The sequence below is a fragment of the Herbaspirillum sp. NPDC101396 genome, assembly GCF_044767365.1.
GTDB lineage: Bacteria > Pseudomonadota > Gammaproteobacteria > Burkholderiales > Burkholderiaceae_D > Herbaspirillum.
Window position 1 is genome coordinate 292,238 of the sequence record NZ_JBIWNT010000004.1, and the last position, 15,799, is coordinate 308,036.

Sequence of the window (15,799 nt, forward strand, 5' to 3'; positions counted from 1 at the left end):
AAAATATGAAGAATCAATTCTAACCCCAGGTTGCCCAATTCAAGCCAGGTCCTGTCCGCCGGGACGGGCCTGGCTTGTCGCGACATAGTGTCGCTGCACATTAGAACTGTGTCAGACCACCGTCGACCACCATTTCGGTTCCAGTGGTGTACGACGAATCGTCGCTTGCCAGAAACAACGCTGTCTTGGCCAGCTCCTCAGGGCTGCCGAAACGCTTCAGTGCAACCTTGTCTGTAATGCTGGCGGCGACCTGCGACAGCACGTTGTCGGGCAGGCCGATCTTGCTGTAGAACGGAGTTGCAATTGCGCCCGGGCTGATGGCGTTGACACGGATGCCGAGCGGCGCCAGTTCGGCACCCAGGGTGCGAACCAGGGAGCGCGTTGCTGCCTTCGTGGCGGCCAGAATCGACAGGCCTGGATAACCGATGGTGTTGAGGAAGGAGGTCGTCACGATGACGCTGCCGCCCCGGCTCATCAGCGGAGCCGTCTTTTGGATCGTGAAGAATGTGCCTGTGAAATTCAACGCGAGGTTTTCGTTGATGTAGTCCTCGGTGACGGAAGCGAGAGGAGCGACTGTGGTGGCGCCGGCGTTGGCAAAGACGACGTCGATGTGGCCGAACTGCGCACGGGTTTTTTCGACTGCACGTTCGATATCCGCTACCTTGCGGATGTCGGCCTGGATCAGCAGAGCGTTGCCATTTAGCGCCTTGCCGGCTTCTGCCAGACGTTCGGCGTTCGAGCCAACCAGCACGACATTGGCGCCTTCCGCTTGGAACAGCTTTGCAGTTTCCAGTCCGATGCCTGATGTGCCGCCGGTAATAAATGCCACTTTGTTGCTGAGTTTCATGATTTTTCCTTTGAGTGATAAGTTGGATCGCAATGCAATGGCTGACGATGACGTCACTTCGTCAACTTGTTGTGTTGAATGCCTTGCTTGGAACAAATAGTAGATCTCACCACTTTTAAAGAGAATCCATTAAACCTGATTAATATCTAATCAAAATATGAGGAAGTAACCAAGATGCCGGGATCGCGGTCAATAGCGACTGGTGTGCTTGTCAGGCTGACGGAGGGCTTTGCTTTCGAGATTTTCCGGGAGCCGGTGTTAAGCCGCGCGATAGCTTGAATGCGTACACATCCGGAGCATTGCCGGGTAGGAGGATTGCGGCATCTTGCGTCAGATCTTTCCGAGTGAAAACGGCGCCTGCGAGGCGCCTGTCGTTTCAGAAGAGACCAGGAAGCGCCGCCAATTTATTGCGCTTCCGGGTCGGGGGCCGGTAGCAGGAATTCTCTTTTGTCGGTCACCGTCAGCCATGTTTGCGCATCATCCGGCACTTTTCCCTGTTGCGTAATGAGGGGCCATGTCTTCGCAAACTGGATGTTGATATCGATATAGTCGCGGTCTTTGCCGGCGAGCGTCTCTTTGGCGCGGATTGCTCCTGCGGGGCATACCAGCTCACATATTGCGCAGTTGACACAAACGGATGGATCGATCACCACAAAATTCTGTCCTGCGCGGAAAGCCTGCACAGGGCAGACTTCCACGCATTCCATGAACTTGCAGCGAATACAAGCTTCGGTGACTACATAGCTCATGACATTTCTTTCTGAAAATCAGAAACCGGCGTCAACGTCAAAAAACACATTAGGCTTGCGATACACCGCCAGGATCACGCAGCCTTCGTCGGAGCGGGTTTCGTGCAACGAACCGGGCTTGCGCCATGTGAATTCGCCGGCGCGTGCGATGCCGTCGTGATCATAGAAAGAGCCTTCCAGCACAAAGCTCTGTTCGATCTCCGGATGACGATGGAACGGGAGGGTGGTGCCCGGTTCCCATTTCAGCAGGCAAGTCAGCTCGCCGCTTTCGGCATTTTCGTACAGCGCCTTGATGCGGATGCCTTTGTGTTTGGTCGGCTTCCATTCCAGATCATCCGGCTTGACATAGGTAGACCCGTTAGGCGTTGGGGCCAGTTTTCCCTTCAAGCGGGTTTCGACGACTGCGTTCATTTTCATCTCCTTAAAAAATGCGGCTGTTCCGCGATAAGTTGAGCAACTACTACAACACTTCGTTTCTGGTTTCCCGGGCGGCCAGCGCCGCGACAAGCGTGATGACGGCCAGTACGATCAGCATGATCGAGACGCCGGCGGTCCCTCCGAAATAAGCCATCAATCCCGTCGCCAGCATCGGCGAAAGCCCGCCGCCGATGGCAGCTGCGACTTGAAAGCCGAAGGAGGCGCCGCTGTACCGCACATTGGCACCGAAGAGTTCAGGGAAATACGTCGCTTCCGGTGCAAACATGAGTCCATGGCCCAGGCTCAGCGCCACGATCATCGTGCCGATCACGATGGTCGCGTCTTTCGTATCCAGCATCGTGAAGAGCGGGAAAGCCAATAGCATCGTGATGATCGCTCCCGCTATATACATGGGGCGTCGGCCGATGTAATCGGACATCAGCCCGAACAGGGGAATCGTCACCACTTCGACGATCGCCGCATAGAGAATGCCGTCCAGGATCAGGGACTTCGGCAACGAAAGTGTGTTGGTGGCGTACAGAACGATAAAGACGGTCAATATGTAGACCCAGGACACTTCCGAAATTTTCAGTCCGATCGCCGTCAGGAATGAACGCGGGTTCTTCAGGATGGCGTCCAGAACCGGGCTCTTCGACAGTTCATTTTTTTCTTTCATGCGGAGGAAAACCGGCGACTCTTCCACCTTGCTGCGGATGAAATAGCCCACCACCACCAGCACCAGGCTCAGCAAAAACGGTATCCGCCATCCCCAAGCCATGAAGTCGGCTTCAGGCAACTTCGAGACAATGGAAAAGACTGCGGTAGCAATGAGCAATCCGAGCGGAAAGCCGACCTGAACCAGACTTCCATAAAATCCGCGTCGGTTTGGTGGTGCATGCTCCAATACCATGAGTGCTGCACCGCCCCATTCTCCGCCCAGGCCAATGCCTTGAATGAAGCGCAGGGTGATCAGAAGAACCGGCGCCCATATCCCGACCTGAGCATAGGTGGGGAGGCAGCCGATCAGAACCGTCCCCAGGCCCATGATGAACATCGTCAGCAAGAGCATCGATTTGCGACCGACCCGGTCGCCGAAGTGCCCGAAAATGGCGCCGCCCAGCGGGCGTGCAAAAAAGCCGACGGCATAGCTGCCCAGTGCCGCCAGCGTGCCGATGATTGGCGAGACGTTCGGGAAAAACAACTTGTTGAATACCAGCGCTGCCGCCATGCCATAAATAAGAAAGTCGTACCACTCGATAATCGTCCCAATCGAGCTGGCTGCTGCGATTGTGCCGATCTTCCCTTTTGTTTCTGCCTTTCCTCCGGTCACCGCGTGACTTGTTGTTGGAATTGCCATCTGTGCCTCCTTCGTGTGATTTTTTACGAAGAACCGATTCTCGATACGAGAAACTCTATCTATCAGCAGTGGAAAATATCTTATTGGGAAACAATTGTTGTAACGAAATTCACTGTTGAATACAATAAATCGTACCTATCACCCTTCTTCTCCTGGTTCAGCTAGACAGCTGATGAAACTCAATGTAGCATCAAGTATCCTAACAGTAAACATTTTAATTAAAAGTTTCATAAAGGAGATTGACATGAAAGTTGGCATTTTTATTTATCCAGATGTAGAGCCGATTGATTTGGCAACCTTCGGCGTGTTGTCGATGGCGCGTCGTGTTGATCCTGACATTCAGATCTGCACACTTGCGCCGCAGAGCGGAGAAGTTCGGCTGGCGAACGGGCTGCGGGTGATCGCCGACTACGGTGTCGACGACGCGCCGGCGCTGGATGTGATTGTCGTGACGGGAGGTCCGGGATGGCAGGCGCAGACTGTTGCGAAGAGCACGCTCGATTTCCTGAGGACGCGTGCGGCCGATACGTTGCTGGTCTCGGTGTGCACCGGCGGCATGATCATGGCCGCAGCTGGCGTTCTTGATGGAAAGAGCGCGACGACCAAGGTTGAAGTCATTGGCGCCGAGGTTTCTCCGTTGAGCGTGATGGCGTCGAAATATCCGGAGATTTCGACAGTGCATTCAAGCCTGGTCGATGAAGGAACTATCGTCACCGGCGGCGGTGTGACGCTGTGCATCGACGCGATGATGCATCTGCTCAAGACAAGAATCGACCCGAAAGTGGCGGATGAGACCGCCCGGATCATGGAGTATTCCCGGGCATGGCAGGCCAACATAACTGCGTTGCCGCCGGTTCAAGTCTGATGATGTCGGACGCTCCTCCCGCCGACGCGGCTGCCGGGCTGTCTGACGTAGAAATACGTCTGGGTACGCGCGTGTACGAACTTCGCAATGCGCGCAGTTATACGCTTGAGCAGCTGTCGGTCGAGACCGGATTTACCAAGGGATACCTTTCAAAGATAGAAAATTCGAAAGTCATTCCTCCAATCGGCACGCTGATAAAAATAGCGCAGGCGCTGCATACCGATCTGGCTGAATTGCTCGGTACGGAAGTGCTGGCCGAAAGCACCAGCGGAATCTGCGTCGTGCGCGCATGGGCACGCGAACCCAGCGTGCGCGGCGACAGCTCGTTCGGCTACGACTACATTGCGCTGGCCAACAAGCGGCGCCGCAAGACCATGGATCCCTTCATCATGGTATTTCCCTCCGATCTGTCGCACGACGTGCGATTTGAGCATGAGGGGGAGGAGTTCATTTACATACTCGAGGGGCAAGTCGAGTTCAGCTTTGTGGTTGACGGCAAGGAGCGGCAGTGGGTTCTGTCTCCGGGCGACAGCATCTATTTTGACTCGCAGACACCGCATCGCGGGCGCGGTCTGCAGGCGCAATCCAGGGCGTTGATGGTGACATCGCAGCCGGCGGATTCCGGAGGCGACAGCGCGCTTGGGATGCGGCCAAGGTAAAGAGCATGGCGGTCGGTCGATGTGCTCCATTGAATCGATCGGCCATCGTCAGACGATTCAAATTTTGGAGGAAATGGCTGTCATGAAAAATCTTACGCTAGGCGGGAAGCTGTATTTGATATTGGTGCTGATGTGGGTGGGTTTAGTGTCGTTCGGCGTCTGGTCTGCGTGGAACACGCGCAGCATTTTGACGGAAGAGCGTCGCACCAAGCTTCGCGCCAATGTCGAGATTGCAGAATCTGTAGTCAAGGGCTATGCCGCACGTGTGGATAGCGGCGAGCTCACCATGGTGGAAGCACAGAAGCGTGCCATCGCAAATATCTCAGCCATGCGCTTCAACCCGGAAGGCTATTTCGTCGTGCAGGATCAGGACTTTATCGCGCTGGTCCATGCGAATCAGAAAATTGTGGGGAAGAGCCAGCGGGATTTCAAAGATACCAATGGAAAGTACTTTATCCAGGAGCAGCGGAAACAGATCGATGCCACCGGCGAAGCGCAGGTGGATTATTCCTTCCCGCATCCGGGAGATACCGTTCCTGCACCGAAGATCACCTACGCCAAGCTCTTCAAGCCGTGGGGATGGACAATTTTTACCGGAGCGTATGTCGATAGCATCGAGCTTGTGTTCTATAGCGAACTCAAGGGCATTCTGAGCATCACGATTGCAATCGGCTTGCTGCTGACGGCGCTGACCTATCTGGTCATTCGCAACGTTGCGCGCAGCCTCGGTGGGGAGCCGTCGTACGCCGCCGAGATTGCGTCGAGAATTGCGGATGGCGACCTGGCATTCGAGATCAACGTAAAAGGCGACAACGAAAATAGTATGCTGGGCACCATGCATCGGATGCAGCGGCAATTGTCCGCGACGGTCGGCCAGATCCGCCAAGGCACGGACACGATTGAAGTCGGCGCCGGCGAGATCGCCGCAGGCAATCTTGACCTGTCTTCACGCACCGAGCAACAGGCGAGCTCTTTGGCGGAGACATCCGCCAGCATGGGGGAGCTCACTTCCGCGGTACAACAAAATACCGATAACGCGCGACAAGCGGGCGAGTTGGCCGGCAGTGCATCGCGCATCGCGGAGCGTGGCGGTGATGTGGTGAGCAAGGTGATAGAGACCATGCGTGGAATTAACGATAGTTCGCTCAAGATGGTCGACATCATCAGCGTGATCGACAGCATCGCCTTCCAGACGAACATCCTCGCACTTAATGCCGCCGTCGAAGCGGCGCGCGCCGGTGAACAAGGTCGCGGCTTTGCGGTCGTCGCGACGGAGGTCAGAACGCTGGCGCAACGCAGCGCTCAGGCGGCAAAAGAGATCAAGGGACTCATTGACGACTCCGTCGCGCGTGTCGGCAATGGCTCCGGCCTGGTGGAGAAAGCCGGAGCAACAATGAAGGAGATGATGGTTGCGGTTGACCGGGTGACGGATATCGTCGGCGATATCTCCTCTGCGTCAGAGCGACAAAGCACCTGGATTGGGCAGATCAACGATGCAATGATGCAAATGGACCAGGTCACCCAGCAAAACGCCGCGCTCGTCGAAGAGGCGGCTGCTGCTGCCGCGTCGTTGGAGGGGCAGGCGAAACGCTTGAAGCAGGCAGTCGAAATCTTCAAAACGGAGGATGCAAGATCGATGGCGGCAGCTGTATCTGCAAATGCTTCGACGCCTTCAGGGAATGCGGCTGGCGTGGGTCGCGGAGAACAATCGAAGAACAAATACCCACAGCAGAAATTGGCGCTACCGGCGAGGTAAGGCATGGGCCTGGTTCAATGGCGCGCCCGCTTTTCCCTTGAGCCGGCGCCGTTTTCCTGGGCCCCCTGCCCGGTGGAGATGCCGTGAATTACGGAATGGATGTCGGCTTGGATTTGTAGATGACGACCAGCGCCCGGGACTCGCCGTTCAGGCTGCGTCCGCGATGGGGCGAGCGGGAGTCGAAATAAACGCTGTCTCCTGGTGATAGAACCCAGGTCTTGTTGCGTCCATCGATGATCGCCTCGAATTCCACTTCTCCATCGAGGATGAACATGAACTCTTCGCCTTCATGTTCGAAGCGAATGTCGCGGTCAACCTTGGACGGAAACACCATGATGAACGGCTCCATCTGTTTGTGGTGGCGCTTGTGTGCGAGCGCGACATAGTCGTAGCCAAAAGAGCTGCCGCCTTTGATGACGGATTCCCGTTGCCAGGACCGGACGACACAGACGGTGTCTGTGTCGATGGTCGCGTCTTCCGGCTCAAGCAGGTCTGCAATATCTGTTTCCAACACCTGCGCAATTTTAAGCAAGGTGCCGATGGGGGGAATGACTTTGGAGTTCTCAATCTTCGAAAGGTAGCCTTTCGTGAAGCCTGTGGCCGTTGCCAGGTTTTCCAAGGTGTAGCCGCGGGCGCCGCGCAATCGGGAAATTCGCTTTCCAAGTTGCAGCTCGATTGCCGTAGGAATTTCTTCTTTTACTGAATCCAGTTCGTCCGTCATTCGTCGATTTATCAAAAAATAAATATTGTTTTGAAAGAATGTCTTGCAATGTGTTGTTCGAAAGTGCTGCATGTTTTAGCACCTTTTAAGTGCAATGATACTTCGATTGCGGTCAGCGGCAGTTGTTTCGGGTCAAGAGCGGGAGCGCTTGGAGATGGCGATGCCGACTTTTGATGCAAAAATTTTCTGTCTCGGTTTTAAAGTGTGGCAAAAATGACGGTAGCGGTTTGCGGTCGCGTTGAGATCGCCTGAACTCAGCGCGAGATGAATCTTCAATTCAGATTCGATGGAGTTTGGCTTTAAACAAGCCCAGTTGGGACTTGAGCGGTAGTGCGGGGTCAATGTCGCCGTGTTGAGCGATTTCGAAGTCGGTGATAGTATACGTTTAATATATGTTTAATATACGTTTCACATGCGTTTAATATGCAATTGGTAAGCATTTAATATAAAGAGTCTTCATGGGAATCGTCAAAATCACCGAGCAGATGCACACCAATCTGCGCCTGAGCAGCGGCGCAATGAGCCGTTCCATCAATTCGCAGGCCGAGCACTGGCTGCGCGTGGGCATGATGGCGGAATTGAATCCAGGTCTTTGCTACAACGAGATCTGCCAGAAACTGCGCGAGGCGGAGCAGCAGGCGCGCGTCGAAGACGAGCGCCAGGAAATCACCCTGGCGCTTGCAAAACCATGATGTTCACCGAAGTCGAGATCAAGACGCCCGCCGACATCGCCATGCTGCGCAAGTCCGGCGCGCTGGCGGCAAAGGTCCTGGAGATGATTGCGGAGCACGTGCGCCCCGGCGTCACCACCAACCAGCTGGACAAGTTGTGCCATGACTACATCGTCGACGTGCTCGACGCGGTGCCGGTCAACATCGGCTACAACGGTTATCCGAAGACGATCTGCACCTCGGTCAACCACGTCATCTGCCACGGCATTCCTTCCGACCGCGCCTTGAAGGACGGCGACATCGTCAATATCGACGTCGCCCTGACCAAGGACGGCTGGCACGGTGACACCAGCCGCATGTACTTCATCGGCGAGCCGGGCATCCTTGCCAAACGCCTGGTGACCACAACCTACGAGGCGATGCGCGCCGGCATTCTCGCCGTGAAGCCGGGCGCGACCTTGGGTGACATCGGCTATGCCATCCAATCGGTCGCGCACAAGGAAGGTTTCAGCGTGGTGCGCGAATATTGCGGCCACGGCATCGGCAGGATCTATCACGAAGACTTGCAGATCCTGCATTATGGACAACCGGGGGCCGGCCTGCCGCTGCAAACCGGCATGGTGTTCACCATCGAGCCGATGATCAACGCCGGCAAACGCCATTCGAAAGAAATGCCCGACGGCTGGACCGTCGTCACCAAGGATCATTCCCTGTCTGCGCAATGGGAACACATGGTGGCGGTGACGGAGACCGGGTTTGAAGTGTTGACGCCGTGGCCCGATGGGGTGGGGGAGTATTCAGCGCTTGCCGCATGATGTTCCGTCGCCCGGTTTATCATCGGACGCGTCAATGAAAGGCCCGGATGACCGGGCTTTTTTTTCGCTTTGTATAATCTCGAAGAACGTCATGCACCGCGAGAAAGCTTATGGAATTAACGAGACTGGAAAAGCAACTGGGCTTCTTGAGGGAAATCGACCGCTTGAAAACGGTGGTGCGGCAGTCACCGTTGCTCGACCAAAGCCGCAAGGAAAACTCCGCCGAGCATTCCTGGCACCTGGCCATGTACGCCATGCTGCTGAGCGAGTATGCCAACGGCACCGTGGATGCCAATCGCGTCATCCGCATGCTCCTGTTGCATGACATCGTCGAAATCGACGTCGGTGATTTTCCGATTCATGGCGGATCTTCTGCGGTGGTGCAGGCGGAGCAGGAGGCGAAGGCGGCGGAGCGCCTGTTCGGCTTGCTTCCCGAAGCGCAGGGCGATCAGTTTCTGGCGTTGTGGCAGGAATTCGAACACGCGGAAACCGACGACGCAAAATTCGCCAAGGCGCTGGATCGCTTCCAGCCGCTGCTCATTAATATATTTACCGGCGGCGGCACCTGGACGGAGAACGGCGTTTCATTGGAGCAGGTGCTGTCCCGCTATGGTCCCGTGATCAAGAGAGGTGCCCCGGAATTGTGGTCGGCGTGTGAGGAGTGGGTGGCGCGACACTTCGCTGAGTAAATAAGCATCCTGCAAAGTCGCGTCAATCGGTACAGGCGATCAGCGTCGCCTCACTTCCGCAACTCGCTCGGCGCCTTCCCCGTCCATCGCTTCAAGGCCCGCCTGAAGTTCGCCCCATCGCTGAATCCCAGCAGCATTGCAATATCGTCCGTACTCATCTGCGTGGTGCGCAGGTATTCCTGCGCCAGCGAGCAGCGCACGTCGTCGAAGATGGCGACGAAGGATGTTCCTTCCGCCTCCAGACGCCGGCGCAATGTCCGGCTCGTCATCTTCAGGGCGTCGGCCACGCCTTCCATGTCCGGGAACACGCCGGGTTTGCTCATCAGCACTTGGTACACCTCGCCGGCCACGCCGACCGATACTTTGGATTGTCCGATCAGGCGATCGCACATGTTCTGCAGCAGCTTCGCCGTGAGCTTGTGCGCCAGCTGCGGCTGCTGTCCCAGGATGGCGCTGTCGTAGATGAGCTCGCAGGCCTCCTGGTCGAAATAGCAGGGACAGCCGATGTAGTCGCTATAGATGTCGGCATGCGCCGGCGCCGGGTAGGAAAAGCAGGCCTTGATCGGCGGACAGCTGTGGCCGGCGACGTCTTGCAGGTGCGTGACGTGCTGGGTGAACTGCTGCTCGACGATGAATTCGCGCAGCTCGCGCGACGGGCTGGAAATGAAGGCGTCCGGAAACGACCAGACCGCCCGGTCGGGGTATTCGGTCCAGTCGATTTTCAGCGTCGGCGTGGCCAGGCGATGGTATTTCACGCCCAGCTTGAAATAGTCGCGCAGCGACAGGCACGACATCAACGCGTAGCCGTACATGCCATAGGCCGACAGGTGCAGGCGACCGCCGACCTTGAACGGCGTGGCAGGATCGGTCGACAGCGCGATGGCGTTCTTGCAGACCGTTGCGTACTGGCGCACTGACGTCAGCAGCGCGGCGTCATAAATCTGGTCCGGCCGGACGCCGCTTCCCGCCAGGCTGTCCTCCGCGGAAATGCCTTGTTCCGCCAGCACTTCGACCAGTGCCGCGATCTTGTAGGGCGCGTAAAGAGGCTCGTTGAGCATGGTGATCGGCGACAAAACGACTCCTTGAAGATTGTCCTCAAATGACTTTGTAGTGTCCGTTAAAGACCTTACTTTGGTGACTTTAACTGATTATGATCGCTCCCACAATGAAGGTGAACCGTGCGCGGCATCTTCTTAAAAATACAGGCAGGAGACAGGTCGGCGAGGCGTGTATACCCTCGTTGCCGCGGTTTGCTGTCGATTTTCAATCCGTCGAAGAATGCCAAAATGAGCAAAGTCAGCAACTCCAGCAAATCCAGCAGGAAGGTCATCATCTCGTGCGCCGTCACCGGCGCCACCCATGTTCCCTCCATGTCGGCGTACCTGCCGATCACGCCGGCGCAGATCCGCGACCAGGCGATCGAAGCGGCCGAGGCCGGCGCGGCGATCATCCATCTGCACGCTCGCAATCCCGACGACGGTCGTCCGACGCCGGACCCGGAGGTGTTCGGGCAGTTCGTTCCCGCCATCGTCAAGGCCACCGACGCCGTGATCAACATCACCACCGGCGGCAGCACCCGCATGACGCTGGCCGAGCGCCTTGCCTATCCGCGCCTGCTGCAGCCGGAGATGTGCTCGCTCAACATGGGGTCGATGAATTTTTCCATCCATCCGGTTGCCGCGAAGATCACGGACTGGGCCCACGATTGGGAAAAGGACTATGTCGAGGGCATGGAGGACATGGTCTTCAAGAACACCTTCAGCGACATCAAGAAGATCATGCTTGAACTGGGGGCGCAGGGCACGCGCTTCGAGTTCGAGTGCTATGACGTCAGCCACTTGTACAACCTGGCGCACTTTGTCGAGCAGGGCCTGGTGAAGGCGCCGTTCTTCATCCAGGCGGCGTTCGGCATCCTCGGCGGCATCGGCGCCGATCCGGAAAACATGACCGTCATGCGCGCCACCGCAGACCGCCTGTTCGGTCGCGAAAACTATCACTTCTCGGTGCTTGGCGCCGGACGGCATCAGCTGTCGCTGGTGACCATGGCCGCAATCATGGGCGGCAACGTACGCGTAGGCCTGGAAGACAGCGTCTACATCGCCAAGGGCGTGAAAGCGGAAAGCAATGCGCAGCAGGTGCGCAAGATTCGTCACATCCTCGAAGAGCTGTCGTTCGAGATCGCCACGCCGGCGGAAGCGCGCGAGATGCTGGGCCTCAAGGGCGGCGACAGGATTTCGCTCTGACCCTCGCTCTGACCCTGCTTCATCCACAACAAGAACTGAATATTTTCAGGAGACATCATGACCAATAACGCCATACCAGGCGACGCCGGTTTGCACCGGCTTGCCACACACAAGGCTTTTCTGAAGCTGATTCCCTTGATGTGCGCGATCTACTTCATGTCCTTCCTCGATCGCACCAACGTGGCGCTGGCGAAGATCCATCTGGCCGCCGACGTCGGCATCAGCGCCGCCGCATACGGACTCGGTTCGGGTATTTTCTTCATCGGCTATGCGCTGCTGGAAGTGCCCAGCAACCTGGCCGCGCATCGCTTCGGCCCGCGCCGCTGGATCTCGCGCATCGCGGTGAGCTGGGGCATCCTGTCGACCGCGATGATGTTCGTCTCGGGCGAGTGGTCGTTCTATATCCTGCGCGTCTTGCTCGGCATTGCCGAGGCGGGCCTGTTCCCGGCATTGATGTACATGGTGACGCTGTGGTTCGCGGGCAAGGACAGGCCGGTCGCGATCGGCTGGATCTACACCGCCCCGGCGCTGGCGCTGATGCTGGGCAATCCCATCGGCGGCGCGTTGATGCAGCTCGACGGCTTCGGCGGACTGCATGGCTGGCAATGGATGTTCATGATCGAAGGACTGCCCAGCGTCTTGCTCGGCATCCTGTTGTACTTCAAGCTGCCCGACCGGCCCAGCGACGCCAAGTGGCTGACGCCGGCCGAAGCGGCATCGCTGGAAAAACATGCAGTCATCGATGCGCCCCAGCACGGGAATACTTCCTCCAAGGACTGGATGGCGGCGCTGAAACGTCCAACCACGATTCTCATCGGCCTGATCTATTTCCTCAACCAGGTCGCCTTTGTCGGGCTGTATTTCTTTACGCCGGCCATGGTCAGCCAGATGCACATCAGCTCACCGCTGATCGTCGGCCTGCTCTCGGCCAGCGTCGGCATGGGCTTCCTGATCGGCGTGCTGGTGTTGCCGCGCATCCACCGGCGCGTCAGCAGCGACTCGGTTTATCTGGGTGTGCTGACCGTCGGACTCGTGCTGTGCGCGATTGCCTTCATCGCCACCGCCAGCTTCGGCGGCAAGATCGCCCTGTTCGTCGTGACGGCGTTCTTTGCCGGCGGCGTGCTGCCGTCGTACTGGTCGATCGCCATGAAGCGCATGCAGGGCGTGCAGGCCGCAGCCGGACTGGCCTTCATCAACACCATTGGCTTGCTGGGCGGCTTCGTCGGCCCTTATCTGTTCGGCATGGCCGAGACGGCCACCGGGCGCAGCGACGCCGGCTTCAACGTCATCCTTGGCGCGGCGATCCTTGGCCTGCTGCTGGTGCCGCTGCTGGCGCGCTCGATCAGGAACGAATCCTTCAATAAGTGAAATTGAAATCAAGTCAGAAAGAGTGCAATGAGATTACGTGGAAATGTGGCAATTGTGACCGGCGCCGCGCAAGGCATCGGCAAGGCGACGGCATTGAAGTTCGCACGTGAAGGCGCGACGGTCGTCGTCTGCGACCTCGACGCCGATGCGGTCGCCGCAGCGGTCGAGGAGTGCCGGGCGGCGGGAGGCGAAGCCGAAGGTTTTCAGTTGGACGTGACCTCGCGCGACAGCCTCGACGAGATGGTGGCAGCGGTAAAGCAGAAATACGGCCGCATCGACACCCTGGTCAACAACGCCGGCATCACGCGCGACGCGCGCTTGCAGAAGATGACCGCGCAGCAGTTCGAAGACGTCATCGACGTCAACCTGCGCGCCGTGTTCAACGCCTCGCAAGCGGTGGTCGACACCATGATCGAAGGCGGTGGCGGCGCCATCCTGAACGCCAGTTCGGTGGTCGGCATTTACGGCAACTACGGCCAGACCAACTACGCGGCGACCAAATTCGGCGTGATCGGTTTTACCAAGACCTGGAGCCGCGAGCTCGGGCCGAAGGGCATTCGCGTCAACGCGGTGGCGCCGGGGTTTGTCGAGACCGCGATCCTGTCCACGGTGCCTGACGAGGTCTTGCAGAAAATGCGTGACCAGGTGCCGTTGCGGCGTCTGGGCAAGCCGGAAGAAATCGCCGACATCTACGCTTTCCTGGCCAGCAATGAAGCAAGCTATATTAACGGGGCGGTGATTGAGGTGTCGGGCGGGTTGACGCTGTAACACTTTCACCAGACACTTTTTACATTCGCCGCGTCAGGCAATCGACGACGTGGCTCTCATGCGGGAATCTCCATGAAAACAGTTGATCTATTGAAGCCGGACGCAGGCCTGCGCGTCTTCATCTCCGGCGCCGCCACCGGCATCGGCGCCGCCATTGCGGAAGCCTTCCTCGATACCGGCGCGGCCGTCTACGTCTGCGACATCAATCCGGTCGCCGTCGAGGCAATCAGGAAGAAACACCCAGGCATCCATGCCGGCGTCGTCGATGTCGGCAAGCGCGAAGACGTCGACGCCGTGATGGCGGACGCGGCCGAGAAGCTCGGCGGCCTTGATCTCCTGATCAACAACGCCGGCATCGCCGGACCGACCGGCGCGGTGGAAGATATAGATGCGGACGCCTGGGACCAGACCATCAACACCAATCTGAACAGTCAGTTCTATTTCCTCAAGCGCGCCGTTCCGCTGCTGAAGAACACCTCGGACAATCCGAGCATCATCACGCTGTCCTCGGTGGCCGGACGCCTGGGCTATCAGTTCCGTACGCCCTATGCCTCGACCAAATGGGCCATCGTCGGCCTGATGAAATCGCTGGCGGTCGAACTCGGACCCAGCAACATCCGCGTCAACGCGATTCTTCCCGGCGTGGTGGAGGGCGAGCGCATGGACGGCGTCATCGCCGCCCGTGCGAAGACGCTGGGTTTGAGCTTCGACGAGATGCGCGAAGATTACGTCAAGAAGATTTCACTGCGACGACTGGTGACTACTCAGGACGTCGCGGCGATGGCCTTGTTCCTGGCATCTCCCGCAGCGCGGAATATCTCGGGGCAGGCCATCAGCGTGGACGGCAATCTGGAATATCTGTAGATCGATTTGAACCCGCGGCAACTCAGCTTGCTGCGGGACCGCTGCGCAAATGCTCGACCAGAAGCTGGGTCGGCACGTTCAGCGTGTGGTTGTAGTTATTGAAGCACAAATGCAATTCACGCTCCGCCCATTCTTCTGCGATGGGCCGCGTTTCCACTTCGGAAAAATTCCGGTGCCGCTCCAGCCAGGGCAGCGGCAGAACTGAAATTCCCATCCCCATTTCCACCATGCAGCACACCGCTTCGTTGCCGCTCACCTGCACGCGCCGGTTGATGGTGTGGCCGAGCTTTGCGGCGGCGGCCATCAGCAGTGTGTTCATCGAACTTTCGCTGCGCAGGCAGACGAACTGGTACGGCAGCATGTCGCCGAGCGTCAGCGTCGGTTGCGCCAGCAGCTCATGTCCCCGCGGCAGTACCGCCAGCAGCTTCTCCTTGCTGTAGGGCGCAGTCGACAAGCCGTGCGCCTTGTAGGGATCGCCGAAGATACCGATATCGGCCTGGCCTTCGCTGACCAGTTGGATCGCATGCGGACTCAGGCTGTCAGTCAATTCGATTTCGATACCGGGATGCAGCGCGGAAAACGCCTGCAGTTGTTGCGGGAGGTATTGCGTGACGACCGCAATGCTGGCGGCAATGCGCACCGTGCCGCGCACGCCTTCGGACAAGTCGGACATCTCGGCTTCGAGTTGCTGGATATTGCGCCGGATGGTGTTTGCGTGGCGCAGCAGTACTTCGGCTGCGCGGGTCGGTTCGAGTCCGGTGGGGCGTCGCTCGAACAGCAGGATGTCGAGCGAGGATTCGAGATCGGACATGCGCTTGCTGATTGCCGAAGCGGCGATGTGTTCGCGTGCAGCGGCGCGTGCCAGGCTTTTTGTTTCCATGACGGCGACAAACAGTTGCAGCGTGTAAAGATCGAGTCTCATGGGATCCCGGAGGTGACGTGGAGCGGAGGAGGGCCATCGCGAATTGGAAGCGCCCCATCGTGAAACGTTGATTGCTCCAGTTGAGTGC

The 15,799-nt window shown here is 57.9% G+C and carries 17 protein-coding genes; 10 read left to right on the forward strand and 7 right to left on the reverse strand.

Going from position 1 to position 15,799, the window contains the following annotated elements:
• Positions 1-100 precede the first annotated feature (100 nt).
• The 4 genes from ACIROY_RS15165 to ACIROY_RS15180 all read right to left on the reverse strand — a co-directional run bounded on the left by ACIROY_RS15165 (position 101) and on the right by ACIROY_RS15180 (position 3,370).
• Positions 101-847: an SDR family oxidoreductase gene (locus tag ACIROY_RS15165; protein WP_402342239.1), complete on the reverse strand. Its 747-nt coding sequence runs from the start codon at positions 845-847 to the stop codon at positions 101-103.
• A gap of 404 nt (positions 848-1,251) precedes the next feature.
• Positions 1,252-1,596: a 4Fe-4S binding protein gene (locus ACIROY_RS15170; RefSeq protein ID WP_402279537.1), complete on the reverse strand. Its 345-nt coding sequence runs from the start codon at positions 1,594-1,596 to the stop codon at positions 1,252-1,254.
• Positions 1,597-1,614: 18 nt separating this feature from the next.
• On the reverse strand, positions 1,615-2,007 hold the full coding sequence (locus ACIROY_RS15175; protein ID WP_116434115.1) for a cupin domain-containing protein: 393 nt from the start codon (positions 2,005-2,007) through the stop codon (positions 1,615-1,617).
• Between the two features lie 49 nt (positions 2,008-2,056).
• The gene (locus ACIROY_RS15180) at positions 2,057-3,370 is read right to left on the reverse strand and encodes an MFS transporter (protein ID WP_402279535.1); all 1,314 of its coding nucleotides are present in this window, start codon (positions 3,368-3,370) and stop codon (positions 2,057-2,059) included.
• A 244-nt stretch (positions 3,371-3,614) separates the two neighbouring features.
• Here ACIROY_RS15180 and ACIROY_RS15185 point away from each other — a divergent pair, with 244 nt between their 5' ends.
• The 3 genes from ACIROY_RS15185 to ACIROY_RS15195 all read left to right on the forward strand — a co-directional run bounded on the left by ACIROY_RS15185 (position 3,615) and on the right by ACIROY_RS15195 (position 6,650).
• Positions 3,615-4,235 (forward strand): DJ-1/PfpI family protein, encoded by a 621-nt coding sequence (locus ACIROY_RS15185; RefSeq protein WP_402279532.1) that lies wholly within the window; start codon positions 3,615-3,617, stop codon positions 4,233-4,235.
• Entirely contained in the window at positions 4,193-4,894 is a 702-nt protein-coding gene (locus ACIROY_RS15190) for a helix-turn-helix domain-containing protein (protein WP_402342241.1), read from the forward strand. Before ACIROY_RS15185 ends, ACIROY_RS15190 begins: the two co-directional genes overlap by 43 nt.
• Before the next feature lie 82 nt (positions 4,895-4,976).
• The gene (locus ACIROY_RS15195; protein ID WP_402342725.1) at positions 4,977-6,650 is read left to right on the forward strand and encodes a methyl-accepting chemotaxis protein; all 1,674 of its coding nucleotides are present in this window, start codon (positions 4,977-4,979) and stop codon (positions 6,648-6,650) included.
• Between the two features lie 88 nt (positions 6,651-6,738).
• On the opposite strand, the gene ACIROY_RS15200 is transcribed toward ACIROY_RS15195, so the two are convergent.
• Entirely contained in the window at positions 6,739-7,371 is a 633-nt protein-coding gene (locus ACIROY_RS15200; RefSeq protein ID WP_402279526.1) for a helix-turn-helix domain-containing protein, read from the reverse strand.
• Positions 7,372-7,829: 458 nt separating this feature from the next.
• Between ACIROY_RS15200 and ACIROY_RS15205 the strand changes: the two genes are divergently transcribed.
• From ACIROY_RS15205 to ACIROY_RS15215, 3 genes are all read left to right on the forward strand, one after another.
• Entirely contained in the window at positions 7,830-8,063 is a 234-nt protein-coding gene (locus ACIROY_RS15205; protein WP_402342243.1) for a ParD-like family protein, read from the forward strand.
• Complete coding sequence (gene map / locus ACIROY_RS15210) at positions 8,063-8,857, forward strand: type I methionyl aminopeptidase (protein WP_402342728.1); 795 nt, start codon at positions 8,063-8,065, stop codon at positions 8,855-8,857. Before ACIROY_RS15205 ends, map begins: the two co-directional genes overlap by 1 nt.
• A 110-nt stretch (positions 8,858-8,967) precedes the next feature.
• Positions 8,968-9,546: an HD family hydrolase gene (locus ACIROY_RS15215; protein ID WP_402342245.1), complete on the forward strand. Its 579-nt coding sequence runs from the start codon at positions 8,968-8,970 to the stop codon at positions 9,544-9,546.
• A gap of 50 nt (positions 9,547-9,596) precedes the next feature.
• Here the strand turns inward: ACIROY_RS15215 and ACIROY_RS15220 are convergent, their stop codons facing one another.
• Positions 9,597-10,604: an AraC family transcriptional regulator gene (locus ACIROY_RS15220; RefSeq protein WP_402342731.1), complete on the reverse strand. Its 1,008-nt coding sequence runs from the start codon at positions 10,602-10,604 to the stop codon at positions 9,597-9,599.
• Positions 10,605-10,832: 228 nt separating this feature from the next.
• On the opposite strand from ACIROY_RS15220, the gene ACIROY_RS15225 reads away from it, so the two are divergent.
• From ACIROY_RS15225 to ACIROY_RS15240, 4 genes are all read left to right on the forward strand, one after another.
• Positions 10,833-11,789 carry a 3-keto-5-aminohexanoate cleavage protein gene (locus ACIROY_RS15225; RefSeq protein ID WP_402342247.1) on the forward strand — a complete coding sequence of 319 codons (957 nt, stop codon included), beginning with the start codon at positions 10,833-10,835 and terminating at the stop codon, positions 11,787-11,789.
• Positions 11,790-11,846: 57 nt separating this feature from the next.
• A complete protein-coding gene (locus tag ACIROY_RS15230; protein ID WP_402279512.1) occupies positions 11,847-13,157 on the forward strand; it encodes an MFS transporter in 1,311 nt (436 codons plus the stop codon).
• A 27-nt stretch (positions 13,158-13,184) separates the two neighbouring features.
• Positions 13,185-13,925, forward strand: a complete 741-nt coding sequence (fabG, locus tag ACIROY_RS15235; protein ID WP_402279509.1) for a 3-oxoacyl-ACP reductase FabG — start codon at positions 13,185-13,187, stop codon at positions 13,923-13,925.
• A 72-nt stretch (positions 13,926-13,997) separates the two neighbouring features.
• A complete protein-coding gene (locus tag ACIROY_RS15240) occupies positions 13,998-14,789 on the forward strand; it encodes an SDR family oxidoreductase (protein ID WP_402342249.1) in 792 nt (263 codons plus the stop codon).
• Between the two features lie 22 nt (positions 14,790-14,811).
• Here ACIROY_RS15240 and ACIROY_RS15245 read toward each other — a convergent pair whose 3' ends face one another.
• A complete protein-coding gene (locus ACIROY_RS15245; RefSeq protein ID WP_402342251.1) occupies positions 14,812-15,711 on the reverse strand; it encodes a LysR family transcriptional regulator in 900 nt (299 codons plus the stop codon).
• Between the last annotated feature and the right edge of the window lie 88 nt (positions 15,712-15,799).